The sequence below is a fragment of the Variovorax sp. CAN15 genome (assembly GCF_030462475.1).
Taxonomy (GTDB): Bacteria; Pseudomonadota; Gammaproteobacteria; order Burkholderiales; family Burkholderiaceae_C; genus Variovorax.
Map to the genome: position 1 here is coordinate 24,918 of NZ_JASMRZ010000036.1, position 23,559 is coordinate 48,476.

The 23,559-nt window shown below is 67.4% G+C and carries 22 protein-coding genes, 1 pseudogene and 2 riboswitches; of the genes and pseudogenes, 11 read left to right on the top strand and 12 right to left on the bottom strand.

Annotated features, from left to right (window positions below):
- Window positions 1-14: 14 nt before the first annotated feature.
- From QMO14_RS20500 to rfbB, 7 genes and pseudogenes are all read right to left on the bottom strand, one after another.
- Window positions 15-764, bottom strand: coding sequence for an SDR family oxidoreductase (locus QMO14_RS20500; protein ID WP_301509341.1), 750 nt, complete (start codon window positions 762-764; stop codon window positions 15-17).
- A 10-nt stretch (window positions 765-774) separates the two neighbouring features.
- Window positions 775-2,097 (bottom strand): FAD-binding oxidoreductase, encoded by a 1,323-nt coding sequence (locus tag QMO14_RS20505; protein ID WP_301509342.1) that lies wholly within the window; start codon window positions 2,095-2,097, stop codon window positions 775-777.
- Window positions 2,094-3,559 (bottom strand): annotated as a pseudogene (locus QMO14_RS20510) (UbiA family prenyltransferase). The gene QMO14_RS20505 and the pseudogene QMO14_RS20510 overlap by 4 nt, the downstream one beginning before the upstream one ends.
- Before the next feature lie 17 nt (window positions 3,560-3,576).
- The gene (gene rfbC, locus QMO14_RS20515; protein ID WP_301509343.1) at window positions 3,577-4,119 is read right to left on the bottom strand and encodes a dTDP-4-dehydrorhamnose 3,5-epimerase; all 543 of its coding nucleotides are present in this window, start codon (window positions 4,117-4,119) and stop codon (window positions 3,577-3,579) included.
- Window positions 4,116-5,012: a glucose-1-phosphate thymidylyltransferase RfbA gene (gene rfbA / locus QMO14_RS20520; RefSeq protein WP_301509344.1), complete on the bottom strand. Its 897-nt coding sequence runs from the start codon at window positions 5,010-5,012 to the stop codon at window positions 4,116-4,118. Before rfbA ends, rfbC begins: the two co-directional genes overlap by 4 nt.
- 20 nt (window positions 5,013-5,032) lie before the next feature.
- On the bottom strand, window positions 5,033-5,923 hold the full coding sequence (gene rfbD / locus QMO14_RS20525) for a dTDP-4-dehydrorhamnose reductase (protein ID WP_301509346.1): 891 nt from the start codon (window positions 5,921-5,923) through the stop codon (window positions 5,033-5,035).
- Window positions 5,920-6,996, bottom strand: coding sequence for a dTDP-glucose 4,6-dehydratase (rfbB, locus tag QMO14_RS20530; RefSeq protein WP_301509348.1), 1,077 nt, complete (start codon window positions 6,994-6,996; stop codon window positions 5,920-5,922). The genes rfbD and rfbB overlap by 4 nt, the downstream gene beginning before the upstream one ends.
- Before the next feature lie 119 nt (window positions 6,997-7,115).
- A riboswitch (glycine riboswitch) is annotated at window positions 7,116-7,215 on the top strand.
- Window positions 7,216-7,219: 4 nt separating this feature from the next.
- Window positions 7,220-7,325: riboswitch (glycine riboswitch) on the top strand.
- A gap of 92 nt (window positions 7,326-7,417) precedes the next feature.
- On the opposite strand from rfbB, the gene QMO14_RS20535 reads away from it, so the two are divergent.
- On the top strand, window positions 7,418-8,737 hold the full coding sequence (locus tag QMO14_RS20535) for a D-amino acid dehydrogenase (RefSeq protein WP_301509350.1): 1,320 nt from the start codon (window positions 7,418-7,420) through the stop codon (window positions 8,735-8,737).
- Here QMO14_RS20535 and QMO14_RS20540 read toward each other — a convergent pair.
- From QMO14_RS20540 to QMO14_RS20555, 4 genes are all read right to left on the bottom strand, one after another.
- Window positions 8,716-10,350: a hypothetical protein gene (locus tag QMO14_RS20540; RefSeq protein WP_301509351.1), complete on the bottom strand. Its 1,635-nt coding sequence runs from the start codon at window positions 10,348-10,350 to the stop codon at window positions 8,716-8,718. The genes QMO14_RS20535 and QMO14_RS20540 overlap by 22 nt on opposite strands.
- 280 nt (window positions 10,351-10,630) lie before the next feature.
- Complete coding sequence (locus QMO14_RS20545; RefSeq protein WP_301509352.1) at window positions 10,631-11,911, bottom strand: FIST C-terminal domain-containing protein; 1,281 nt, start codon at window positions 11,909-11,911, stop codon at window positions 10,631-10,633.
- A 53-nt stretch (window positions 11,912-11,964) separates the two neighbouring features.
- A complete protein-coding gene (locus QMO14_RS20550; RefSeq protein WP_301509353.1) occupies window positions 11,965-12,711 on the bottom strand; it encodes a PhaM family polyhydroxyalkanoate granule multifunctional regulatory protein in 747 nt (248 codons plus the stop codon).
- Window positions 12,712-12,790: 79 nt separating this feature from the next.
- The gene (locus tag QMO14_RS20555) at window positions 12,791-14,236 is read right to left on the bottom strand and encodes a PLP-dependent aminotransferase family protein (protein ID WP_301509355.1); all 1,446 of its coding nucleotides are present in this window, start codon (window positions 14,234-14,236) and stop codon (window positions 12,791-12,793) included.
- Window positions 14,237-14,358: 122 nt separating this feature from the next.
- Between QMO14_RS20555 and QMO14_RS20560 the strand changes: the two genes are divergently transcribed.
- From QMO14_RS20560 to QMO14_RS20605, 10 genes are all read left to right on the top strand, one after another.
- Window positions 14,359-14,958: a LysE family translocator gene (locus QMO14_RS20560; RefSeq protein WP_184634439.1), complete on the top strand. Its 600-nt coding sequence runs from the start codon at window positions 14,359-14,361 to the stop codon at window positions 14,956-14,958.
- Window positions 14,955-15,935, top strand: coding sequence for a DMT family transporter (locus QMO14_RS20565; RefSeq protein WP_301509357.1), 981 nt, complete (start codon window positions 14,955-14,957; stop codon window positions 15,933-15,935). Before QMO14_RS20560 ends, QMO14_RS20565 begins: the two co-directional genes overlap by 4 nt.
- A gap of 61 nt (window positions 15,936-15,996) precedes the next feature.
- Complete coding sequence (locus QMO14_RS20570; RefSeq protein ID WP_301509358.1) at window positions 15,997-17,193, top strand: PLP-dependent aminotransferase family protein; 1,197 nt, start codon at window positions 15,997-15,999, stop codon at window positions 17,191-17,193.
- A 40-nt stretch (window positions 17,194-17,233) separates the two neighbouring features.
- Window positions 17,234-17,872 (top strand): LysE family translocator, encoded by a 639-nt coding sequence (locus QMO14_RS20575; protein WP_301509360.1) that lies wholly within the window; start codon window positions 17,234-17,236, stop codon window positions 17,870-17,872.
- 13 nt (window positions 17,873-17,885) lie between these two features.
- Window positions 17,886-18,722, top strand: a complete 837-nt coding sequence (locus QMO14_RS20580) for a PhzF family phenazine biosynthesis protein (protein ID WP_301509361.1) — start codon at window positions 17,886-17,888, stop codon at window positions 18,720-18,722.
- A 47-nt stretch (window positions 18,723-18,769) separates the two neighbouring features.
- Window positions 18,770-19,411 carry a glutathione S-transferase family protein gene (locus QMO14_RS20585; protein WP_301509363.1) on the top strand — a complete coding sequence of 214 codons (642 nt, stop codon included), beginning with the start codon at window positions 18,770-18,772 and terminating at the stop codon, window positions 19,409-19,411.
- Between the two features lie 5 nt (window positions 19,412-19,416).
- Complete coding sequence (locus QMO14_RS20590; protein ID WP_301509365.1) at window positions 19,417-20,340, top strand: PhzF family phenazine biosynthesis protein; 924 nt, start codon at window positions 19,417-19,419, stop codon at window positions 20,338-20,340.
- Window positions 20,341-20,368: 28 nt separating this feature from the next.
- Window positions 20,369-21,061, top strand: coding sequence for a VOC family protein (locus tag QMO14_RS20595; RefSeq protein ID WP_301509367.1), 693 nt, complete (start codon window positions 20,369-20,371; stop codon window positions 21,059-21,061).
- Window position 21,062: 1 nt separating this feature from the next.
- Window positions 21,063-21,695 carry a LysE family translocator gene (locus QMO14_RS20600; protein ID WP_301509368.1) on the top strand — a complete coding sequence of 211 codons (633 nt, stop codon included), beginning with the start codon at window positions 21,063-21,065 and terminating at the stop codon, window positions 21,693-21,695.
- A gap of 19 nt (window positions 21,696-21,714) precedes the next feature.
- Complete coding sequence (locus tag QMO14_RS20605) at window positions 21,715-22,680, top strand: threonine dehydratase (protein WP_301509369.1); 966 nt, start codon at window positions 21,715-21,717, stop codon at window positions 22,678-22,680.
- A 7-nt stretch (window positions 22,681-22,687) separates the two neighbouring features.
- On the opposite strand, the gene QMO14_RS20610 is transcribed toward QMO14_RS20605, so the two are convergent.
- Entirely contained in the window at window positions 22,688-23,551 is an 864-nt protein-coding gene (locus tag QMO14_RS20610; protein ID WP_301509371.1) for a creatininase family protein, read from the bottom strand.
- Window positions 23,552-23,559: the final 8 nt, after the last annotated feature.

The window sequence follows — 23,559 nt, forward strand, 5'->3', positions numbered from 1 at the left end:
GTTATCCCTCACCCTTACAGCCCAAGTTTCTTGAAAATGAATGTCGGAATCATCTTGATGATCGTCATGATGATTTGCCAGAACCAGGGCACGTAGATGACGGCCTTCCTTGCGCTCACCGCATCGACGATCGTGCGGGCCACGCGCTCCGGCGTCGCAGTCAACTTCTTGGGCAGATCGAGCCCGGCCGTCATGGGCGTGGCAACGAAACCCGGCTTGATCAGCAACAGGTCGACGCCGCGCTTGAAAAGCCTTCCCCGCATGCCGGAAGCAAAAGCCTCCACGCTGCTCTTTGCGGCGCCATAAAGGAAGTTGCTCGGCCGGCCGCGATCTCCGGCCACGGAGCCGATCACCGCCAGCGTGCCCCTTCCTTGCGCTTCGAACCGAGGCGCCAGCGCGAGCATGCAGACGATCGCGCTTTCGCCGTTGGTACGGAACTGCTCGATGGCGTAGTCGAGGTCTACTGCCGCACGCGCCTGATCGGGCAGCGTGCCGTGGGCAATCAGCGCCACGTCGACCTCGCCGAGGTCGCGCCATGCGCGCTCGACGACATCGGGGAACTGCTTTGGCTCGGCCGCGTCCCACACATAGCTGAACATCCCCGTGGCGCCACGGGCGCTCAGGTCGCTTGCGACGACCTCGAGCTTGTCCTGTGCGCGCGCCACAAGCGCAAAGGTGCAGCCTTCGGCGGCATATTGCCGCGCCACGGCCTCGGCAATACCGGAGGTCGCACCGACGATGAGGATCTTCTTTCTTGTTGACATGGAATGGGTCTCAGGGAGTTACGCGGTTCCAGAACCGCGATTTCAGGTGCGGGTCGCGGAACGCTTCGACTTGGGGCCAGGCCGGGTAGGCTTGCTGAAAATGCACCGCGCTCATGTGCGCGTCCTTCGCCGGGTAGAGGCGTCCTCCGGCCTCGTGAATCAATGCATCGAGCTTGGCGAACAACCGTGCGTTGTCAATGTCGCGCTGCGCAAAGTCGAGCGCCAGCGAGACGCCCGGCAAGGGGAAGGACAGAAGTCCGGGCGACGGAACATCGCCGCACCGCTTGAGCACCGCGAGGAAAGAGCCGCTGCCGCTGCGCGCGATCTCTGCGAGCACCGCACGAATCGCGTCCCGCGAACTGGCGAATGGCACAACGCACTGGTATTGCTGAAACCCGGCTCGCCCGTACATCCGGTTCCAGTGCAGCAGCTTGTCGAGCGGATAGAAGAACGGGTCATAGCCGACCGTCGCGTGGACCTGCCTGGCTTGCTGCCGGTGGTAGTAGAGCGTGTTGAAGATCCGCAGGCTGGCCGCATTGACGAGCGACACAGGAGGATCGACCGGCATGCTCTTGGGCTTCGCGGAAGAGACCTGCAAGCCACCTTCCTGTGCATGGTTGCCCACGATGTAGTGCCCTCGCCCCGCCTGCCGGCCGGTGGTGAGGCAGTCGACCCAGGCCACGGCATATTCGTGCTGCGCATCGAGCTGCTCGGACAGGTCGAAAAACTCGTCCAGTCCACCGAACTTGATTGAGCGCTGCGCCATGTAGGCAGAAGGCACGCGACGCAGCTGGATTTCAACCGACAGCACAATGCCGGTCAAGCCCAACCCCCCGACGCTCGCACGGAACAGCTCGGCGTTGTCTTGCGGCGAGCAGTCGACCACCCCGTCCTGCGTCCTGAACAGCGCCAGCCGCCTGATGTGGCAACCGAAGGTGCCCATCACATGGTGATTCTTGCCGTGCACGTCGTTGGCCACGGCGCCGCCGAGGGTGACGAACTTGGTCCCCGGTGTGACCGGCAGGAACCAGCCCCGAGGCAGCGCGATGTCGATGAGCGCTCCCAGGGTGAGGCCGGCTTGTGCGACGAGCACGCCGGTTTCCCAGTCCGCTGCGATCACGCGGTCCATGCCTGCCGTCGCCACGACATGGTCGGACGCCGCCATACAGGAGTCGCCGTAGCTGCGCCCCATGCCGAACGCGAGCGTGCCACCGCTGCCTTGCGCCAGCGCGGATGCGGCAGCGCCTTCGACCTCGGACGGCCAATGAACGGCATGCGCCGTTTGCGGGTGGTGGGGATACCGCCCCCACGACAGGCGTGCGGACGAGTTCAAAATGCGGCAGCGACAAAAGTGGCGGCGAACGCAATGCCGATCCAACGGCTGACACGGTCACGCAGTGCGAAGACGATCGGATCGTCATTCATGCGCCCCCGGTGCGCGATCAACCAGACCCGGCTCAACCAGAACAACAGCAACGGGCAAGCCACCCACAGCAGCTTCGGGTGTCCATACAGGTGCAGCGAGGCCACATCGTTGATGTAGAGGGCGAGCACAAGCACCGACAGATACCCCGAGACGACCCGCCCAGGGACGCCAGAAGCTCGAAATCCTGGACCTCGTAGCCTCGCCCCGGTGCGGCGTCGCCCCGCCCTTGCTCCCTGGCTTCATAGAGTTCGGTGTACCGCTTGACGAAGGCCAGGCTCAGAAACATGAAGATGCAGAACGCCAGGATCCAGAACGTCAACGGCGCGACGATCGCGGCGGCGCCGGCGACGACGCGCACCGTGTACAGCATCGCCAGCGTAACCACGTCGAGCATGACCACGCGCTTGATCCAGAGCGAGTACGCCAGCGTCAGAAGGTAGTACACCCCGAGGACCACCGCGAATCTCGCTGGCAGCCACAGCAGCGACGCACCGAACGCAAACACCAGCAGCGCGGGCATCCAGACCATGGCGTGGAAGACCGGAAATGTCCCGGCCGCCAGCGGCCGATTGCACTTCGTGCGGTGCCTTCGGTCGTCCTTGAGGTCGAGCAGGTCGTTCAGCAGGTACACGCTGGAGGCGCAAGCACCGAAGCACAGGAACGCAAGCACACAATCGCCCAGCAGTTGCCAGTGGCTCAACTTGTGCGTTGCCAGCAATGGTACGAACACGAGAAGGTTCTTGGCCCATTGGTGCAGCCGCAGCGCCTTGCGCAACACACGCAGGTATCCCACGCGATCGTCGAACACCTCGCCCAAGCGTCCGAGACGGCGCGCGCGCGCCAACACATTGAACTCGGGGTTCACCACGTGGGCAACGTTCGCGGAACGCCAGACGTCCAGGTCGGCGGTCGAATTGCCGACGTATTCGAAGCGCTGCTCGCCGTAGCGGGAAACCAGGGCATCCCGCTTGTGTGCAGAAGCAAGGTTCTTCGCCTCGGTGCCGAGCACCTCGTCGAAGATACCCAGATGGTCGGCCACCTGGCGTGCAAGCCGCGCGTCGGAAGCCGTTGCGAGCACCAGATGCACGTCGCCCAGGGTTTTCTGGCTTTCGAGCCAGGCCACCAGAGGCTTGTTGTAGGGAAGCGTGGCGATGACCGGCGTTGCCACATCGGCGACGCGCCGCTTGAAATAGGCTTTTCCCTTCAACAGCCAGAACAGCGCCTTCAGGAACAGCAGGGGCTGGTAGCGCAGCATCAGGAAGACGCTCTCGACCAACAGGTCCGATCGAATCAGCGTTCCGTCGAGGTCGACCGCGATGACCCGGCGACCCGCGGTGGCACGGCCTGATCGTGCATCGCCCAGGCTCATCGTTTGCTCGAACGCGGTCATGGGAAAAGATCAGCCTTGTCCAGCAAAACGCCGGCGGCATCCTTGGCGGAGAGTTGAGGAGACGTGTCGGGCCAGGCAATATTCAAGGTCGGATCGTTCCAAGCGATACAGCGCTCGTGCGCTGGCGCGTAATAATCAGTGGTCTTGTATAGAAACTCGGCCGTGTCGCTCAACACCAGGAACGCATGGGCAAAGCCGACAGGCACCCAGAGCTGCTTGTGGTTATCGTCGGTTAACTCCACGCCCACCCAGCGCCCGAAGGTCGCAGACGACTCGCGGATGTCGACGGCGACATCGAACACCGCCCCTCGCACGACACGCACCAGCTTGCCCTGCGGGTGCTGGATCTGGTAATGGAGCCCTCGCAGCACGCCCTTCGCCGAGCGCGAATGGTTGTCCTGCACGAAATCGACATGCTGGCCGATCGCCTCGTCGAAGGCTTTCTGGTTGAAGCTCTCGAAGAAGAAGCCGCGGGCATCGCCGAACACCTTGGGCTCGATCACGAGCACTTCGGGAATCGCAGTCGGTGTCACCTTCACGAGCGGATCCTTTCGCCAAGCAGATGCTTCAGGTACTTGCCATATCCGCTTTTTGCTAACGGTGCCGCGAGCTTTTCGAGCTGTTCGCCCGTGATAAACCCATTGCGCCACGCAATCTCTTCCGGACAAGCAATCTTCAACCCCTGCCGATGCTCCAGCGTAGCGATGAATTGACCCGCTTCCAGCAGACTGTCGTGCGTCCCGGTATCGAGCCATGCATAGCCGCGCTGCATGATCTGCACATTGAGCTGATCGCGATCCAGGTAAGCCTGATTGATCGCCGTGATCTCCAACTCACCCCGCGCACTCGGCTTCACCGCCTTGGCGATATCCACCACCTGGTTGTCATAGAAGTAGAGGCCGGTCACCGCGTAGCTGCTCTTCGGCGTCAGCGGCTTCTCTTCGATGCTGCTCGCCTTGCCCTTGTCATCGAACGCCACGACGCCATAGCGCTCCGGGTCCTGCACGTGATACGCGAACACCGTGGCGCCGGAAGTCTTCGCATCCGCATCGGCCAGCAGGTGCACGAAATCGTGACCGTAGAAGATGTTGTCGCCCAGCACCAGCGCACTCGGCGAGTTGCCGACGAACTTGTCGCCGATGATGAAAGCCTGCGCGAGCCCATCGGGGCTGGGCTGCACTTCGTACTGCAGGTTGATGCCCCACTGGCTGCCGTCGCCCAGCAGCTGCTGGAATCGCGGCGTGTCCTGCGGGGTGCTGATGATCAGGATGTCGCGCATGCCGCCGAGCATGAGCGTGCTGAGCGGGTAGTAGATCATCGGCTTGTCGTACACCGGCAGCAGCTGCTTGCTGATCGCCAGGGTCGCGGGGTGCAGGCGTGTGCCCGAACCGCCGGCCAGGATGATGCCCTTGCGTTGCGTCGTCTTGGTCATGCTCTCTTTTCTCGTGGAATTCAAAGGATCTCGCGCAGCATGCGCGCGACGCCTTCCTGCCAAGGTGGCAGGCGCAGGCCGAAAGCGGTCTGCAGCTTGGTGGTATCGAGGCGCGAGTTGTGAGGCCGCTTCGCTGGGGTCGGGAAAGCACTGGTAGGCACGGCCTCGACGGCGTCCGGCCCGGCCTTGAGTTCGACGCCCGCCTGCTGTGCCATTTCGAGCACGAAGCGAGCATAGCCGTGCCACGTCGTTTCGCCGCCAGCGATCGCGTGGTACAGGCCCGCCTTCGAGGAGTCCTGCAATGTCGCGCGGATGGCGTGCGCCGTCACGTCCGCGAGCAGTTCCGCGCCGGTGGGCGCACCGAACTGGTCGTCGATGACAGTCAGCTTCTCGCGCTCCTTCGCCAGCCGGAGCATGGTCTTGGCGAAGTTGCCGCCACGGGCCGCATACACCCAGCTCGTGCGAAAGATCAGGTGCTTCGCGCAGTGCTGCGCCACCAGTTGCTCACCTTCGAGCTTGGTCTGCCCGTATACGCTGAGCGGGCCGGTCGCGTCGCCTTCCTTCCAGGGCCTGGTGCCGCTGCCGTCGAAGACATAGTCAGTCGAGTAGTGCACCATCAGCGCGCCGATCTTCTGCGCCGCTTCGGCCACGACGCCGGGCGAGGTGGCATTGAGCTTTCGCGCGAACTCGGGCTCGCTCTCGGCCTTGTCGACGGCGGTGTGCGCCGCGGCATTGACGATCACGTCGGGGCGCACCTTGAGCACCGTGTCGGCCAACTCTTCGGGCCGGCTGAAGTCCGCGTGGAAATCGGTACTGTCGAAGTCGAGCGCAACCAGTTCACCCAGCGGCGCCAGACTGCGCTGCAATTCCCAGCCGACCTGTCCGCCCTTGCCCAGCAGCAGCAGCTTCATGCCGCGGCCTTCGTGTTGTTGTCGTACTGCTTCTCGACCCATTCGCGGTACGCGCCGCTTTGCACGTTGCGCACCCACTCGCCGTTCGCGAGGTACCACTCCACGGTCTTGCGGATGCCGGTGTCGAAGGTCTCGGCGGGCTTCCAGCCGAGTTCGGCTTCGAGCTTGCGCGCGTCGATGGCGTAGCGGCGGTCGTGGCCGGGACGGTCGGTGACGTAGGTGATCTGTTCCTTGTACGGCTTGCCGTCGGCGCGGGGGCGCAGTTCGTCGAGCAGGGCGCACACGGTGTTGACGATCTCGATGTTGGGCTTCTCGTTCCAGCCGCCGACGTTGTAGGTCTCGCCGAGCTTGCCGGCTTCGAGCACGCGGCGGATGGCGCTGCAGTGGTCCTTCACGTAGAGCCAGTCGCGCACCTGCATGCCGTCGCCGTACACGGGCAGGTTCTTGCCGGCCAGCGCGTTGACGATCATCAGGGGGATCAGTTTCTCGGGGAAGTGGAAGGGGCCGTAGTTGTTCGAGCAGTTGGTGGTGAGCACCGGCAGGCCGTAGGTGTGGTGCCAGGCGCGCACGAGGTGGTCGCTGGCGGCCTTGCTGGCCGAGTAGGGGCTATTGGGCTCGTACTTGTTCTCTTCCGTGAAGGCCGGGTCGGTCTTCGAGAGCGAGCCGTACACCTCGTCGGTCGAGACGTGCAGGAAGCGGAAGGCCGACTTCTGATCGGCGGGCAGCGCGCTCCAGAAGCCGCGGACGGATTCGAGCAGGCGGAAGGTTCCGAGCACGTTGGTCTGCACGAAGTCTTCGGGGCCGTGGATCGAGCGATCCACGTGCGATTCGGCAGCGAAGTTCACCACGGCGCGGGGCTTGTGTTCGGCCAGCAGGCGATCGACCAGTGCGCTGTCGCCGATGTCGCCCTGCACGAAGATGTGCTTGGGGTTGTCCTTGAGCGATGCGAGCGTCTCGAGGTTGCCGGCGTAAGTCAGCTTGTCGAGATTGACGACGGGCTCATCGCTGTTCGCGATCCAGTCGAGTACGAAGTTGGCGCCAATGAAGCCGGCGCCGCCGGTAACCAGGATCATGAAGTCCCCTGCTGTTGTGTGGAACGATCGCCCTGCGGCAAATCAACAACAGATGATTATCCCATCGGGCCAGGGGAGAAAAATCAAAGGTTGGCGCCCGCACAGCCCCCGCCTACAATCGCCCCACTGCAGGAGAGCGGGCCACCCCGGTGGCCCTACCGAAGGCGCAAACTCCCATAAACGCTCAGGTCGGCCCTTACAAGGGCCTGTACTGCACCAACTGAAAACGCCGTCTGGAGAGCCGCCACGCCACGTGGCGCACCGAAGGAGCAAACCCTCTGCGGGCGCAGCGGGTGAATCTCTCAGGTATCGAGGACAGGGGGAGCGGCAACTTGGACTGCGGTCGTCCGGTTGCTTTGCTATTCATTCAATAGCACGCCACACCCGCCGTTCAAGCGCTGCAACCTCAAAGGTACTTGAAATGCGCGTGATCGTCCTCGGCGCCGGCCTGCTCGGCGTGACTTCGGCTTACTACCTCCAGCAACTCGGCCACGAAGTGACCGTGATCGACCGGCAGGCCACCCCGGCCGCCGAAACCAGCTTCGCCAACGGCGGGCAGATCTCCGTCAGCCACGCGGAACCCTGGGCCAACCCCAGCGCGCCGCTGAAGGTGCTGCAATGGCTGGGCAAGGAAGACGCCCCGCTGCTCTTTCGCATGCGCGCCGACATGCGCCAGTGGCTCTGGGGCCTGCAGTTCCTGCGCGAATGCACGCCGGCGCGCACCCGCCACAACATCGAACAGATCGTTCGTCTGGGCACATACAGCCGCTCGATGTTGCAACAGTTGCGCCGCGACACCGGCCTCAGCTACGACCAGCGCACGCAAGGCATCCTGCACTTCTATACGACGCAAAAAGAGTTCGATGGCGCCCTCGCCCCCGCCGAGCAGATGCGCGCCCTGGGCTGCGAGCGCCAGGTCATCTCGGCCGACGAGGCCGTGAAGATCGAGCCCGCCCTCGCCCACATCCGCCCGAAGCTGGCCGGTGCCACCTACACGGCCGAGGACGAATCCGGCGACGCCAACCGATTCGCGCGCGAACTCGTGGGCCTGGCCGCCGCCGCGGGCGTGAAGTTCCTGATGAGCCACACCGTCACCGCGCTGCGCGAGGCCGGCGGCAGCATCGACCACGTCGAGGCCACCGACAGCGAAGGCCGCTTCCAGCGCATCTGCGGCGACGCCTTCGTGCTGGCCATGGGTTCGCTGAGCCCGCTGTACGCCGCGCCGCTGGGTATCCGCCTGCCGATCTACCCGGCCAAGGGCTACTCGGTGACGCTGCCCGTCAAGGACGCCTCGAAGGCGCACCAGGTCTCGCTGACCGACGACGAGTTCAAGCTCGTGTTCTCTCGCTACACCTCGGCCTCGGGCGACCGCCTGCGCATCGCCGGCACGGCCGAACTCAACGGCTACGACCGTGACCTGAACCGCGTGCGCTGCGAGGCCATCGTGCGCCGCGTCGAGGAGCTCTTCCCGGGCGCCGGCGACACCACGCAAGCCCAGTTCTGGACTGGCCTGCGCCCGGCCACGCCGAGCAACGTGCCGCTGATCGGCAAGACGAAGCTGCCGAATCTGTTCCTCAACACCGGCCACGGCACCCTGGGCTGGACGCACGCCTGCGGCTCGGGCAAGTCGATCGCGCGGATCGTGAGCGGGCTGGAGCCGGAGGTGGATTTCGCGTTCACGGGCATTGCCCGCCCAAGCGGCTCGAACACGAGCCGCCTTCACTCCACGAGCGCGTCCTGAGGCTGAACACTCGCCGTTTCGCTGCCGTCACGACTGCTGTCGCCAGCCGGCAGCATGTCGACCCTGAGCAACTGAAGACCGAAGCCGATGCGGCGAGCGTCGGCACTTTCAGCGACGTCGCAAGGTCTATGGGCGCCGGTCACGAAAATTTCGGCGTCCAGCAGTGGTCTGACATGCAGCTTCCGGGTATCCAGATCACAGAAAAATCTCAGTGAATCGCCCGTCTTGAAGGCTTGGCAGGCACAGCCGTTGATCCGCAGATCGAGCTCGACCGGCGCACTTTCACTTGGCTGATAGGGGGCTCCCGTTACGGTGACTCGCACCATGCCGGCTGCAGGCAACTCCGCGGTGTCGAGCACAAGCAGAAAGGAGGCAGAGTTCTCGGCGCTCCATACACCCCAGGGTTCGGGCTCGTGCCAACCGGCTGCCAGTCCCGCCGCATGGGGACTCCCACTTCCGAAGCGGACATCGCCGCCCAACGCAACCTTCGGGCTGGAACGCAATCCCGCGGCTTCTAGCTGAAGCCCCCAGCGGAATCCGAATGCCCGGTCCACCATCTCCGCGTTCGTGGACGACATGACGGTGGAGTAGCGCTTCCTGGGCATCAGAAAGAACGGAACGCGAGCCCGGCCGACGACATCCTTCATCACGGGAAGGGAGGCGACTTCGCTGCCAACGGGAATCCATTCGGTACATCCATCCGGGAGATGCGCGGCGTTGTTCCTGTCCGGGGTCATGAGAGCTTCTTTCCGATGACCGAAATACTCGGCCTCAGTCAACGCCCCCGAAGAAATTGCACTGAAGAATTCGATATTGCCTGCACACAGCATCGCGTAGATATTGGACTCTGTCTTGACTGCATTGGGTATGCGTTCAAACAGGCCGTCGAGCAACGCCGTGTTTTCCTGATATGGATGCGGCTTGATTGCCAAGAGGTCCACAGTGGCAGCCAGTTGCGCCACCCTGTCCATGACATCTGCGGGACTGACCAACCGGCCATCGCAGACCAACGCCAGATCGACTTCCGTCTGGCCCAGAAAGACTCCCACTTTTGCATCGCGGCAAAGCAGTGCGCCATCGCCTCGTCGCGAGAACATCGCCTTCATTCCAATCGCAGCGCTTTGGAATGCCTCTTCCGGAATTCGGATCTTCGAAAGAATGCGGGCAATTCGCCGGTTGTTGGTTCGCACTCCCAGGTGCAGATGCCGGGAAAAGCGCAACGGATGCACTTCGACGTCGATGAATGATGCGCCAAGGGAGGCGATGTACTTCAACATGGATGGCTGCATCCCCCATCCGATGATCAGGCTGCGCTCGCCGAATCCATTGATTTCGCATCCCCTGAACGCAGGCTGCAGATCGGCAATCGCGGCGCTCGCCCAACCCTCCACGGTCCGGGGCAGACCCAGCGAATCGATCATGAGCCCGACGGGAATCCGCCCCCCGCTCGAGACGGGATATTCCTCGCGCATGGAAACGCCCAAGGCTTGACCAGCGAACTCGAATAGTCCTCGAAGAAAACGCCTGTTGGACGGATGGGATTGAAGCCCGATCTCTTCCGATCGGAAGAAATCATCCAGAAAGATGATTTCATCAAAAGACAGGTGGCTCATCGTGGGGACAATTCGGCTTCGGGCTCCAACAAAACGATCCTCTGAAATAACACCAAAGCACTCTTTTTTATATATTCAACGCTCGCGCAGCATTTCGCGAGCGGTCATCATGACAGCTTGATTACATCAGATAACATTTATCCCTTCGTTAGGCGCCAGATTTGCGCCCAATCGGACCGGTCGCCGTGTGGCGGACCAGACACAAGTCGATTTCAGGGAGGCCGCATCGAGAAATGCTCATTCGAGGCGGACAAGGAGGGCGACTGTGCGTGTCGCTCCCTCAATCGGGCGCCGTGAACGCCGTCAACACCCCGGTATACCCATACAGATGGTGCCGCGCGATCTCCCCCGCGGCGAAAAAACCCACCAGCGGCACATCGCCCAGCGCGTGCCGCACGATCTGCAGCTCCGCCCCCGGCGCGCCGAAATGCGGACCGCCGCGACCAGAGCAGCTCACGTACACAGCCCCCGCGATACGCCGAGCCGGGTGCGGCGCCGCCTCGGCCTCGCCGGCAGCCACCGCGCGCGCGGTGGCCAGCGTCTGCTCCTCGGGCTCCAGCTCTTCGCGGATTTCCGCGCAGATGCGCATCAGGTCGGCGCGCGCGGCCTGGGCGTTGCGGCGGCAGAAGGTCAGGCGCATGCCAGCTTCCGCTGTGTCGGCGATGGCGATGCCGCGGCGCGTGGGGTCGAGCCCGATGATGTGGCGCACGAGCACGTCGGCACCCAGGTCGCCGGTGCGGCGGATGCCGTCGCTGCCGGCATCGGCCAGGCCGACGAGGGTGTTGCGCACCGCGTCGATGGCTTCCTGCGGGCGTTCGAGCGACACCTGCAGGTCGGCCAGCAGCACGTCGAGCGCGGGCTCGCCGTCGAGTTTCAGCAGCAGGTTGCCGTCGGCCTCGGTGATCTCGCGCTCGCGGACCGCGCCCGAGCGCAGCGGCTGGCAGCCCTGGGTGACGCGCGACACCAGCCGCACGCCCTCGCCGAAGACCACGCCCGAGAGCCCGCCCGAGAACACGCCGCCCGCGGCGCCGTGCCCGCGGATGTTGCCGTTGCCGCCGATGGCGAACTGCAGCGCGCCGCCGCGCCCGGAAGACAGGCCGCCGAACAGGTAGCCGGTGTCGGTGCGCCCGGCCATCTCGCCGATCAGCTCGGCGAGGTCGGGCGTGGCCGGGTCTGCGTGCACCAGCGCCGTGTGCGCCTCGAAACCGCTCATTTCCGAATTGCCCAGCGGCGCGACGCCGGAGAACACGCGGTACTGGTCGCTCGGCAGGGCGCAGAGCATCAGCGTCATGCCGGGCTCGTCGAAGTACTCGGCGTTGTTGGCCGAGACGCCGATGCCGACCGTGCCCGACCAGTCGGTCACTTCGGGCAACTCGGCGCTCAGGTGGTCGAGGATGTCCTGTGCGTCGTTCGCGTAGTGGTCGGTGATGTAGAGCAGCCCCAGCGTCGGCGCGGAGGCGTAGTCGGGCAGTGCCATCTGCGCCCGCAGCTGGGCGAGCACGAGGCCCGCCGCCATTCGCCATTGCGGATGGGTGGCATGGCCGGAGGGAAACAACTTCATGATGCGTGCCAACCCGTTCTGTTCAGCAAATGGAATGTGTGTGTCGCACGACGTCAGCGTCGGCCGGAGGTTCGCTTCCGGGCGGCAGTGGACGTCTTATTCTTTGCGGCCGGGGCCGCCGCCGTCGTCTTCTTTGCAGCGGGGGGCTTCCGGGCCGCCGCCGGCTTGCCGATGACCGAGCCGACCGCGTCGGCCAGCGGCTGGGCCATGGCCGGCACCTTCAGTTGGGCCGCGTCCTGCAGCGCCGTGCTGGCGATCTGCTGGAACTGTTCGGTGAGCGAGCCCCACCACTGCATCGGGTCGACCACGCCCGCGCCGTCGACCGCCCCTGCCTTCGCCTTGGTCGCGGCCGGCTTGCGGCTCGGCTTCTTCGGCGGCGGAGCTTCTTCGGCTTCCTCTTCGTCCTCGATTTCCTCGGGCTCGGGCTCCGGCGCAGCCTGCACAGGCGCGGGCGCGGGGGCCGCGGCGGCGGTCGCCTGCCGGGTGAACGCGCTGGCGATGTCTTCCATGCGTACGTTCATGCCGCGCAGCGTCGACAGTGTCATCTTCTGCACTTCCAGCGCCTGGATGGTGGCCTTGAGCGCATGGCCGTTCTGTTCGAGCCAGTACTGCACCGTCTTGAGTTCCTGGATGCGCTTGTCGACCTCCTCCACGCTCAGCGTGGGCGCCACCCAGCTCGCGAGACTCGGGATGCCCGGCACCGAACCGGCGCCCGACGCCGCGCCGCCGGCGAGGTTCTTCAGGAAGTCGAATCCGGGAACGAACTGGCTGAAGTCGAAGGGCTTGCTGGCGTTGCTCATGCGGGAGGTCTCCTGGGTGCTGGGTATGGGTTTTCTTGTGTTGCCAGCTTACTCCAAGCCTCCGGGCTTTTAGCGTCCGTCAGAGCTCGCTTCTAACCTTGCTGAAGACTTTCCAGAAGGCCGCGTCCTGCGAGGTCGCGAAGTTGATCCGCATCATGGTGCTCGGCGGCCGGCGCGCGTGGAAGAGCGAGCCCGGCGCCAGCAGGTAGCCCTGGTCGAGCATGCGCTGGGTGAGCGCGTCGGTGTCCACGCCGGTGTCGACCCAGCCGAAGAGCCCCGCCGGCTCCGAGGCGAAGGTACAGCCGTGCGCCATGGCCAGCTTCACTGCCCGGCCCCGGGCGCCGTCGAGCCGGATGCGCACGCGCTCCGAGTGCCGGCGCAGTTGGCCCTGGTCGATGCACCACGACAAGGCCCGCTCGAACAGCGTGGGCGAGGTGAGCGTGGCCAGCAGCTTGGTTTCGAGCAGCCGCTCCTTCAGGTCGGGCGGCGCGGCCAGGAAGCCGATGCGCCAGTTGGGCGCCAGGATCTTCGCGAACCCGCTGACGTAGATGGTGCGCTGCAGTCCGTCGAGCGCGCTCAGCCGGGTGGCGTGCTCGGGCGCGAGGTGGCTGTAGGTGTCGTCCTCGACGATGTGGAAGCCATGCTCGTTGGCCAGCTTGAGCACGCGGTGCGCGCTGCCCGGCGTGAGGCTGTAGCCGGTGGGGTTGTGCAGCACGCTCACGCTGACGAAGAGCTTGGGGCTGTGCAGCTTGCAGTACTGCGCCATCACTTCCAGGTCGGGCCCGTCGGCACGGCGCGGCACCGGCAGGATGCGCATGCCCAGCGCCTCCAGCCGCGCGAACTCCAGCGCCCAGCCGGGCTCCTCGACCATCACCGGATCGCCCGCGCGAAGCAGCGTGCGGCTCACGATGTCCAGCGCGTGGGTGGCGCCGACGGTGGTCACGATCTGCTCCGGCGAGGCCGGCACGTTGATGCCCACCAGCTTCTGCGAGAGGCTGCGCCGCAGGCTCATGTCGCCGGCGGGCTCGCCGTACTGCAGCGACAGCTCCTGCAGCGCGGCTGTATTGGTCATGCGCCGCACGGCCGTGGGCATGAAGGTGGAGGCCATCCAGTCGGGCGGGAACACGCCCATGCCCGGCTGCGGCTTGTCGCTCGGGCGGTGGAACATGCTGCGGATCAGCGAGCTGGCATCGGCCGGCACGCGCGAGGCCATCATCTGCACCGCGATCGCCGCGGGCACGCCCATCGTGCCGCTGGCGTCCGCGCCGTTCGTCGAACGGCCGTCCTGTGCCGGGGCGGAGTCGCGAACGTAGAAGCCGCGCTGGCGCCGGGCCTCGACCAGCCCCTGTGCCAGCAGCTGGTCGTACGCGGCGACCACGGTGTAGGGGCTCACGCCCTGCTGCCGCGCGCATTCGCGCACCGAGGGCAGCCGCGCGCCGGGCGGCAGCAGCCGGGTGCGGATGCGCTCGGCCAGGCGGTCGGCGAGCTGCCCCGTCAGCGACTGTGTGGAGGTGCGTGTGAGCATGCGTCGTCCGGGCTGTGCCGGATTCCCTGGCTTCTGTGTCGAAGGGGTGACCAATACAGATTGCCTGATTGTTCGATCATCTGTACCGGAACTGTAATGGTCGCAAGTTTAGAGTGTGTGTCATGAACTGGCAAGAATTCACCGCGCTGCTGGTGCTGGCCACGGCGATGAGCTTCTCGCCCGGCCCCAACACCACGCTTTCCACCGCCCTGGCGGCCAACGGCGGCCTGCCGCGCGCCATGCGCTTCGTGGTCGCGGTGCCGGTGGGCTGGACCCTGCTGCTGGCGCTGTGCGCCGCAGGCATCGGCGCGCTGGTGGTGGCAATGCCCTCGCTGCGGCTGGCCATCAAGGCGCTGGGCATCGGCTACCTGCTGTGGCTGGCCTGGAAGCTCAGCGGCAGCGCCACGCTCGGCAAGGCCGACGGCAAGAGCCTCTCGGTGGGCTTCGGCCAGGGGGTGATGCTGCAGTTCGTCAACATCAAGGCCTGGCTGCTGGCGCTCACGCTGGTGGCCGGCTGGATCGCCGGGCAGCCCGACGCGCTGCACCGCTTCGCGATCGTGGCGCCAGTGATGCTGGCCTATGCCTTCGTCAGCAACTTCGCCTACGCGCTGGTCGGCGCCATGCTGCGCGATTGGCTGGCCAAGGGCTCGCGGCTGCTGTGGTTCAACCGCGCAATGGGGCTCGTGCTCGTGCTCACCGCCTGGTGGATGGTGGGCGTATGAGGAGCATCAAGGACGAAACGCTCGGCATGTGGCTGGGCGTGGTGGGCGTTGCGATGTTCGCCGTCACGCTGCCGATGACGCGCCTGGCCATCGGCCCGCAGGAGGCGCCGCAGCTGTCGCCGTGGTTCGTCACCCTCGGGCGCGCGGCGCTGGCGGGCGTGCTGTCGGCCGTCTTCCTGCTGGTGACGCGCTCGCCGCGCCCGGCGGCGCACCAGTGGAAGCCGCTGGGCATGGCGGTGCTTGGCAATGCCATCGGGTTTCCGCTGCTGCTGGCCTTCGCGCTGCGCGTGGTCACGGCCAGCCACGCGGCGGTGGTGACGGCGCTGCTGCCACTGGTCACGGCCGCCGTGGCGGCATGGGTGCTGCACCAGCGCGCGCGGCTGGGCTTCTGGCTCTGCGCCGTCGCGGGCAGCCTGCTGGTGGTGGTTTTCTCGGTGCTGCGCGCGAGCCAGGGCGGGCACGGCTTCGGCTTCGAATGGGCCGACCTGCTGCTGGTGGGCGCGGTCATCGCCGCCTCGCTGGGCTACATCTACGGCGCGCAGGTCACGCCCTCGCTGGGCGCCGAGCGCGTGATCTGCTGGGTCTGCGTGATGGCGTTGCCCATCACCCTGCCGGCCACGCTGGTGCTGTGGCCCACGCAGCCGGTCGCCACCGCCTCCTGGCTGGGCTTCGTCTACGTCGGCATGTTCTCGATGTGGATCGGCTTCTTCGCCTGGTATCGCGGCCTGGCCCTGGGCGGGGCGCTGCGGGTGAGCCAGACGCAGTTGCTGCAGCCCTTCCTGTCGATCCTCGCGTCGATCCCGATCCTGGGCGAGCCGCTGGACGTGGTCACGCTGGCCTTCGCGGTCGCGGTGGTGGCCACGGTGGTCATCGGCAAGCGGCTGTCGCAGCCGGCGGCCCCTGGCCCCTCTCCCGCCCATGGGCTGGACGACAGCCGGGCCCGTGTCGTATACCGTGGCGGCACCCAGCCGGACTGAGCCGCAGCCCGTCCGCCCCCGAACACCCGAATCACACCTCACCGCCTGAAAGAAGAAAGCCATGAACTGGAAACTCGCCGCCCGCGCCGCCAAGATGAATCCCTCGGTGCTGCGTGAAATCCTCAAGGTCACCGAGCGCCCCGGCATCATCAGCCTGGCCGGCGGCCTGCCCTCGCCCAAGACCTTCCCGATCCAGGCCTTCGCCGACGCCTGCGCCGAGGTGCTGCACAACGACGGCCAGGCCGCGCTGCAGTACGCGGCCAGCGAAGGCTACGCGCCGCTGCGCCAGGCGGTGGCCGACATGCTGCCGTGGGACGTCGACGCCTCGCAGGTGCTCATCACCACCGGCTCGCAGCAGGGCCTGGACCTCGTGGCGAAGGTGCTGATCGATCCGGGCAGCAAGGTGCTGGTGGAGACGCCCACCTACCTCGGCGCGCTGCAGGCCTTCGGCCCGATGGAGCCGCACCCGGTGGGCGTGGCCAGCGACGAAGAGGGCGTGATCGTCGACGACCTCGTGCAGAAGGCGAAAGACGCGCGCTTCATCTACCTGCTGCCCAACTTCCAGAACCCCACCGGCCGCACCATGACGGAAGAGCGCCGCGCCGCCGTGTCGGCCGCCGCTGCCGCCGCCGGCCTGCCCATCGTGGAAGACAACCCCTATGGCGAACTCTGGTTCGACGAAGCCCCGCCGCTGCCGCTGGCCGCGCGCAACCCCGAGGGGGTGATCTACCTGGGTTCTTTCTCGAAGGTGCTGGCCCCCGGCCTGCGCCTGGGCTTCCTGGTGGCGCCCAAGTCCATCTACCCGAAGCTGCTGCAGGCCAAGCAGGCGGTCGACCTGCACACGCCGATCTTCACGCAGCGCATGGTTTCGGCCGTGATGAAGGACGGCTTCCTGGACCGCCACGTGCCCACCATCCGCGCCCTCTACAAGCGCCAGCGCGACGCGATGATCGCCGCGCTCGAGCGCGAGATGGCCGGCCTGGACGTGAAGTTCAACGCGCCCAAGGGCGGCATGTTCCTGTGGGCGCGCCTGCCAGAGGGCGTGGACACAGTGAAGCTGCTGCCCAAGGCGGTCGAGCGCAACGTGGCCTTCGTGCCCGGCGCGCCCTTCTATGCCGGCGAAGGCGATCCGCGCACGCTGCGCCTGTCGTTCGTGACGGCCAGCGTCGAGGAGATCGACACCGCCATCGCCGCGCTGGCGCGGACGCTGCGCGAAGAGCTGGCGCTGCTGGGCGACAGGCAGCTCGCCGCCGCATAGGCCCGAAAGCCTGAGAGCAACGAACACCCAGGAGCCTTCCTTGATCGGCCTCGCAACGCTCTCGCTCTTCCTGCTCGCCGTGCTGGCGCTGTTCCTGTCGCCCGGGCCGAACATGGCCTTCGTGCTCTCGCACGGCGTGGCCCACGGCCCGCGCGGCGGCTTTGCCGCGGCGCTGGGCATCTCGGCGGCCGACCTGGTGCACACGCTGTTCGCGGCCACCGGCGTCACCGCGCTGGTAGCCGCCTGGCCGCCTTCGTTCGACGTGCTGCGCTATGCGGGCGCGCTGTACCTGGCGTGGCTCGCGGTGCAGGCGCTGCGCAGCGGCGGCGGCCTTCGCATCGGCGCGCAGGCCAGGCCCGCGGGCTTCGGCCGCATCGTGCGCATGGCGCTGCTGAACAACCTCGTCAACCCGAAGGCGCTGCTGTTCTTCATGGTGTTCCTGCCGCAGTTCGTCGACCCGGCGCGCGGCAGCGTGCCGCTGCAGCTCGTGCAGCTTGGCGCGGTGCTGTCGATGGCCGCGCTGGCCTTCAACACGCTGCTGGGCTCGTGCAGCGGCCAGGTGGGACGCTGGCTGCACAGCCGGCCCGGCGCGGCCAGGTTCCAGAGCGGCCTGCTGGCGACCGTGATGCTGGGGCTGGCGCTGCGCCTGGTCTTCCTCGATCGTCCGTCGCCCCGCTGAAGAGGCCCCACCCATGAATGTCCTGAAGATCGCAGCCTTCTCGGATGGCGAGACGGGCGGCAACCCCGCCGGCGTCGTCATCGCCGACACACTGCCGCCCGCGGCGCAGATGCAGCGCGTCGCGGCGGAAGTCGGTTTCTCGGAAACCGCGTTCGCCGCACCATCCGATGACGGGGGCTGGCGCGTGCGCTATTTCGCGCCGCAATCCGAAGTGCCCTTTTGCGGCCACGCGACGATCGCGCTGGGAGCCGCGCTGGCGATGCAGCACGGCGATGGCGTGTTCCCGCTGGTGCTCAACCAGGCGCGGATCACGGTGGAAGGCCGGCGCAACGGCAGCCTGGTCGAGGCCGCGCTGCAGTCGCCGCCCACGCGCAGCGCCGCGGCATCGCCCGGACTGCTGTCCGAGGCGCTGGCCCTGTTCGGCTATTCGCCGCGAGACCTGGATCCGCGCATCCCGCCGGCCATCGCCCATGCAGGTGCGGACCATCTGGTGCTGGCACTGGCAAGCCGCGCCGCGCTCTCGGCGATGCGCTACGAGCTGGAAGCCGGCCGCGCGCTGATGGCCGGCGCCGGGCTCACGACCATCGTGCTGGTCTTTGCCGAGACCGCGCAACGGCTGCACACGCGCAATCCTTTCGCGTCCGGCGGCGTGTATGAAGACCCCGCCACCGGTGCCGCCACGGCCGCGCTGGCCGGCTACCTGCGCGACATCGGCTGGCCGCACGGCAGTGCCATCGACGTGGTGCAAGGTGAAGACATGGGCGTGCTGTCGCGCCTGCATGCCGGCATCCCGCCCGCGCCGGGCAGCTCGATCCGCGTGTCGGGCACCGCACGCGTCATGCGCGGCTGAATCGCCCGGGAACCAACGAAAGAAAGAAAGAAAGAAAGAAACAGGCCATGCTCAACATCTGGGGCCGCATCAGCTCGATCAACGTCCGCAAGGTGGTGTGGTGCGCGCAGGAACTCGGGCTCGACTTCCAGCGCACCGAGGCCGGCGGCAGGTTCGGCGTGGTGCAGACGCCCGAATACCTCGCGCTCAATCCGAACGCGATGGTGCCCACCATCGACGACGGCGAGGGCGCCGAGCGCGTCACGCTGTGGGAATCGAACGTGATCGTGCGCTACCTCTGCGCGAAGCATTCGCACGGCAACCTCTATCCGGCCGAGCTGCCCGCGCGCTTCGACGCCGAGCGCTGGATGGACTGGCAGCAGACCACGCTCAACCGCGCGAGCCGCGACGCCTTCATCCAGTGGGTGCGCACGCCGCCGTCGGAGCGCCAGCCGGCGCTCAGTGAAGCCTCGGTGCGCGCCAGCGAAGCCCTCTTCGCGATGCTCGACGCGCACCTCGCGCGCCAGCCCTACATGGGCGGCCAGCGCTTCACCATGGCCGACATTCCGGTGGGCTGCGAAACGCACCGCTGGTTCGGCCTGCCCGGCGCCGAATACCGCCGGCCGAGCTGGCCGAACGTCGAGCGCTGGTATGCCGAATTGCTCTCCCGCCCGGGCACGCGCGGCGTGCTCGACCTCACTCTCGAATGAATCAGATGAAATCCCGCCCCTTCAAGCAAGTCGACGTCTTCACCGCCACCGCCTACTACGGCAATCCGCTCGCGGTGGTGATCGATGGCCAGGACCTCGACGACGCCGCCATGCAGCGCTTTGCGCAATGGACCAACCTGTCCGAGACGACCTTCCTGCTGCCGCCGACAGATCCGGCCGCCGACTACCGCGTGCGCATCTTCACGCCCGGCGGCGAGCTGCCCTTTGCCGGTCACCCGACCATCGGCAGCTGCCATGCGTGGCTGCAGGCCGGCGGCAAGCCCAAGGCGGCCGGCATGGTCGTGCAGCAGTGCGGCGCGGGCCTGGTGCCGCTGCGCCGTGACGGCAGCCGCCTGGCCTTCGCCGCGCCGCCGCTCAGGCGCAGCGCGCCCAGCCCCGCGCTGCTGGCCAAGGTGGCGGGCGCGCTGGGCCTGAAGGCGCAGCAGGTGATCGCGGCGCAGGTGCTGGACAACGGCCCGGTCTGGTTCGGCCTGCTGGTGAACGACGCCGATGCGGTGCTGGCGCTGCAGCCCGACCACCGCGCGCTGAAGGAGCTAGGCGTGAAGGCCGGCGTGGCGGGCGTGCCCGCGGCGCACGACACCTCGCTGCTCATCGGCCGCTCGAACCGCGAGGCGCGCGCCTTCGGCAACCGGCCCGCGGTTCCGAACGAGGACGGCACCCGCATCGACCTGGAAGTGCGCGCCTTCGCCGAGCCCATCGGCGTGCAGGAAGACCCGGTCACCGGCAGCCTCAACGCGAGCCTGGCCGAGTGGCTGATCGCCGACGGCCTCATGCCCGAGCGCTACCTTGCGGCGCAGGGCCAGTGCCTGGGCCGCGCGGGCCGCGTCCACATCGAGCGCGACGCCGAAGGCAGGATCTGGGTCGGCGGCGACGCCGTGACCTGCGTGGACGGCAGCGTCACGCTCTGACCGACCGAAGAAAAGGAAGCACCCCGCCATGCACGCGCAGCTCGACCACCTGGTGATCGCCGCGGCCTCGCTCGCCGAGGGCGTGGCGTGGTGCGAGGCCACGCTCGGCGTCACGCCGGCGCCGGGCGGCTCGCATCCGCTGATGGGCACGCACAACCGGCTGCTGAACGTTTCGGGGGACGCCTTTCCGGCGGCGTACGCGGAGATCATTGCGATCGAGCCGGGCAAGGCGCCGTCGCGGCCCAGGACGCGCCGCTGGTTCGACATGGACGCCGCCGCGCTGCAGGCCGGCCTCGCGCGGCATGGCCCGAGGCTGATCCACGTCGTCGCGCGTGTGCCCGACGCGCATGCGGCGATGCGCGCGCTGGCGCATGAAGAGCACGCGCACATCGACCGCGGCCAGCTTCTCGAAGCCTCGCGCGACACGCCCGCCGGCCGGCTCGAATGGCAGATCACGGTGCGCGACGACGGCCAGCGGCTCTTCTACGGCACGCTGCCCACGCTGATCCAGTGGGGCGCGGTGCATCCCACCGACGCCATGCCGGCATCGGGCCTCGTGCTGCGCTCGCTGCGCGCCGTGCATCCGCGCGCGCCGGCCTTGGCGGCCGCGCTGTCGGCCATCGGCATGACGGGCATGGACATCGATGCCGGCCCGCCCAACCTGATTGCCGTGCTCGACACGCCGCGCGGCACCGTCACCCTGGAATCCCAAGGACTCTGACATGCTGAGCCTCGCCGAAATCGCCCTCTTCGCCCTCGCCTCGCTGCTGCTGGCGCTCACGCCGGGGCCGAACATGATCTATTGCGTCTCGCGCACGCTGGTGCAGGGTCGGCGCGCGGGGCTGATCTCGCTGGGCGGCGTGCTGCTGGCCTTCCTTGTTCACCTGTTCGCGGCGGCGCTCGGCCTCACCGCGCTGCTGCTGGCGGTGCCGCTGGCTTTCGACGCGATCCGCATCGCGGGCGCGGCCTACCTGCTGTGGCTCGCATGGCAGGCGGTGAAGCCTGGCGGCAGCGCGCCCTTCGAGGCACGCGCGCTGCCGGCCGATCCGCCGGGCAAGCTGTTCCGCATGGGCTTTCTCACCAACCTGCTGAACCCGAAGGTGGCGATGTTCTATCTCTCGTTCTTTCCGCAGTTCATCCACCCCGAGCGCGGTTCGGTGCTGCTGCAGAGCATGCAGCTTGGCATTGCGCAGATGACGGCCAGCGCGGCGGTCAACACCGTGATGATCGTCTGCGCGGCTGGCATCACCGCCGTGCTGTCGCAAAGCGCCGGCTGGCTGCGCGCGCAGCGCTACATCATGGGCAGCGTGCTCGCCGCCCTGGCCGTGCGCGTGGCACTGACCGAGCGCAAATGAAGAGGAGCCAGGAGACCCGATGAGATTCACCCGCGAAGAGATCGAAGCCGCGCAGCGCACCGTGCGCGCGGCCATGCCGCCCACGCCGCAGTACGCCTGGCCGCTGCTCTCGCAGCGCCTGGGCGCCACCGTGTGGGCCAAGCACGAGAACCACACGCCGGCCGGCGCCTTCAAGATCCGCGGCGGACTGACCTACTTCGAGACCCTGGCGCGCGAGCAGCCGGGCGTGCGCCACGCCATCAGCGCCACGCGCGGCAACCACGGCCAGTCGGTCGGCTTCGCAGCAAGGCGCCACGGGCTGGGCGCGACCATCGTGGTGCCGCACGGCAACTCGACCGAGAAGAACGCCGCGATGCGTGCGCTGGGCGTGACGCTGGTGGAGCATGGCGACGATTTCCAGGCGGCTGCCGAACACGCGGCCGCACTCGCCGAGCGCGACGGCCTGCACCGCGTTCCCTCGTTCCATCGCGAGCTGGTGCGCGGCGTGTCGACGGCATACGTCGAATTCTTCGAGGCGCTCTCGGCCGCGCCGCCCGACGTGCTCTTCGTGCCCATCGGCCTGGGCTCTGGCTTCGCGGCGGCGGCGGCCGCACGCGCGCATTGCGGCGTGTCGACGAAGCTCATCGGCGTGGTGTCGGCGCATGCCACGGCGTACCGCGATTCCTTCCGCGCCGGCAAGCCGGTCGAGTCGCCCGTCACCACGCGGCTGGCCGACGGCATGGCGTGCCGCACGCCGGTGCCCGAATCGGTGGAAGTGATATTGCGCGAGGCCGACGACGTGATCACCGTGACGGACGACGAGGTCGCACAGGCCATGCGCATCCTCTTCAGCGACACGCACAACGTGGCCGAGGGTGCCGGCGCGGCCGCGCTGGCTGCGGCGCTTCAGCAGCAGGAACGCTGGCGCGGCAGGACGGTGGGCGTGTGCGTGAGCGGCGGGAATGTCGATTCGGGCATGTTCGCTGGAGTGCTGGCCGCCGCCTGACCGGCAATCAGGGCAGCGGCCCGGTGTTCGCCGTCCCCAGCGGCAACCTCGACACCTCTTCCAGCAGCAGCGCGAGTTGGCGCGCGGCCTCGTCGACCACCGCCTGCCCATGCGCCGCGGTGGCGGCGGCCGCGTTGCCGGCGGCGCCGTGGGGGTTGTAGTCCTCGATGGCCCAGCCGAGCTTGGCGCTCCTGCCATTGCCGAGGATCGCGTAGTCGGCCGCGCGCTGGCGCGAGGTGGAGTCGAAATCGCGCGCCTCGCCCATGCGCACCAGCTGGGGCGTCAGCGCCAGCATCATCGAAGTCTCGATCTCGCCCGCGTGCACGCCGAAGCGGTGCTCGTGCGCGCTGAACTGCGCGCCCGCGTCGCCCAGCGGCAGATTGAACCAGCTCACGCTGTAGACGATGAGGCCGTGCTCGGCGCGCAGCTCGCGCGCCACGATGTCCATCGCGCCCACGTGGCCGCCGTGCGCGTTGAAGAGGACCAGCTTCTTCACCCCTGCGCGCGCCACGCCCGCGCCGATTTCCTTCCACATGCGGATCAGCGTTTCGGCCGACAGCGTGAGCGTGCCAGCGAAGCGCGCGTGCTCGGGGCTCAGGCCGATCTGCTGGGTGGGCAGGAACAGCACCGGCAGCGCGGCCGGCAGCAGCGGCAGCGACGCAGCCACGATGCCGTCGGCCAGCACCGTGTCCACGCCCAGCGGCAGGTGCGGGCCGTGCTGCTCGGTCGCGCCCAGCGGCAGCACCGCGACGGTGGCCGCCGCGTCGAGCGCGGCGAAGTCGCGCGTGGTGAGCTGCGACCAGAAGCGGGGTAGCGCGGGCGATGCCGGCGATGCCGACGATGGCGTCGAAGGGGCCTGGGGTGCATTCATCACGCGAT

What these genes read in the sequence shown, in the direction of transcription:
- QMO14_RS20500 (WP_301509341.1), bottom strand. Translation starts at nt 764, where the DNA reads ATGTCAACAAGAAAGAAGATCCTCATCGTCGGTGCGACCTCCGGTATT.
- rfbA (WP_301509344.1), bottom strand. Translation starts at nt 5,012, where the DNA reads ATGACCAAGACGACGCAACGCAAGGGCATCATCCTGGCCGGCGGTTCG.
- rfbD (WP_301509346.1), bottom strand. Translation starts at nt 5,923, where the DNA reads ATGAAGCTGCTGCTGCTGGGCAAGGGCGGACAGGTCGGCTGGGAATTG.
- rfbB (WP_301509348.1), bottom strand. Translation starts at nt 6,996, where the DNA reads ATGATCCTGGTTACCGGCGGCGCCGGCTTCATTGGCGCCAACTTCGTA.
- QMO14_RS20535 (WP_301509350.1), top strand. Translation starts at nt 7,418, where the DNA reads ATGCGCGTGATCGTCCTCGGCGCCGGCCTGCTCGGCGTGACTTCGGCT.
- QMO14_RS20540 (WP_301509351.1), bottom strand. Translation starts at nt 10,350, where the DNA reads ATGAGCCACCTGTCTTTTGATGAAATCATCTTTCTGGATGATTTCTTC.
- QMO14_RS20545 (WP_301509352.1), bottom strand. Translation starts at nt 11,911, where the DNA reads ATGAAGTTGTTTCCCTCCGGCCATGCCACCCATCCGCAATGGCGAATG.
- QMO14_RS20550 (WP_301509353.1), bottom strand. Translation starts at nt 12,711, where the DNA reads ATGAGCAACGCCAGCAAGCCCTTCGACTTCAGCCAGTTCGTTCCCGGA.
- QMO14_RS20555 (WP_301509355.1), bottom strand. Translation starts at nt 14,236, where the DNA reads ATGCTCACACGCACCTCCACACAGTCGCTGACGGGGCAGCTCGCCGAC.
- QMO14_RS20560 (WP_184634439.1), top strand. Translation starts at nt 14,359, where the DNA reads ATGAACTGGCAAGAATTCACCGCGCTGCTGGTGCTGGCCACGGCGATG.
- QMO14_RS20565 (WP_301509357.1), top strand. Translation starts at nt 14,955, where the DNA reads ATGAGGAGCATCAAGGACGAAACGCTCGGCATGTGGCTGGGCGTGGTG.
- QMO14_RS20570 (WP_301509358.1), top strand. Translation starts at nt 15,997, where the DNA reads ATGAACTGGAAACTCGCCGCCCGCGCCGCCAAGATGAATCCCTCGGTG.
- QMO14_RS20580 (WP_301509361.1), top strand. Translation starts at nt 17,886, where the DNA reads ATGAATGTCCTGAAGATCGCAGCCTTCTCGGATGGCGAGACGGGCGGC.
- QMO14_RS20585 (WP_301509363.1), top strand. Translation starts at nt 18,770, where the DNA reads ATGCTCAACATCTGGGGCCGCATCAGCTCGATCAACGTCCGCAAGGTG.
- QMO14_RS20590 (WP_301509365.1), top strand. Translation starts at nt 19,417, where the DNA reads ATGAAATCCCGCCCCTTCAAGCAAGTCGACGTCTTCACCGCCACCGCC.
- QMO14_RS20595 (WP_301509367.1), top strand. Translation starts at nt 20,369, where the DNA reads ATGCACGCGCAGCTCGACCACCTGGTGATCGCCGCGGCCTCGCTCGCC.
- QMO14_RS20600 (WP_301509368.1), top strand. Translation starts at nt 21,063, where the DNA reads ATGCTGAGCCTCGCCGAAATCGCCCTCTTCGCCCTCGCCTCGCTGCTG.
- QMO14_RS20605 (WP_301509369.1), top strand. Translation starts at nt 21,715, where the DNA reads ATGAGATTCACCCGCGAAGAGATCGAAGCCGCGCAGCGCACCGTGCGC.
- QMO14_RS20610 (WP_301509371.1), bottom strand. Translation starts at nt 23,551, where the DNA reads ATGAATGCACCCCAGGCCCCTTCGACGCCATCGTCGGCATCGCCGGCA.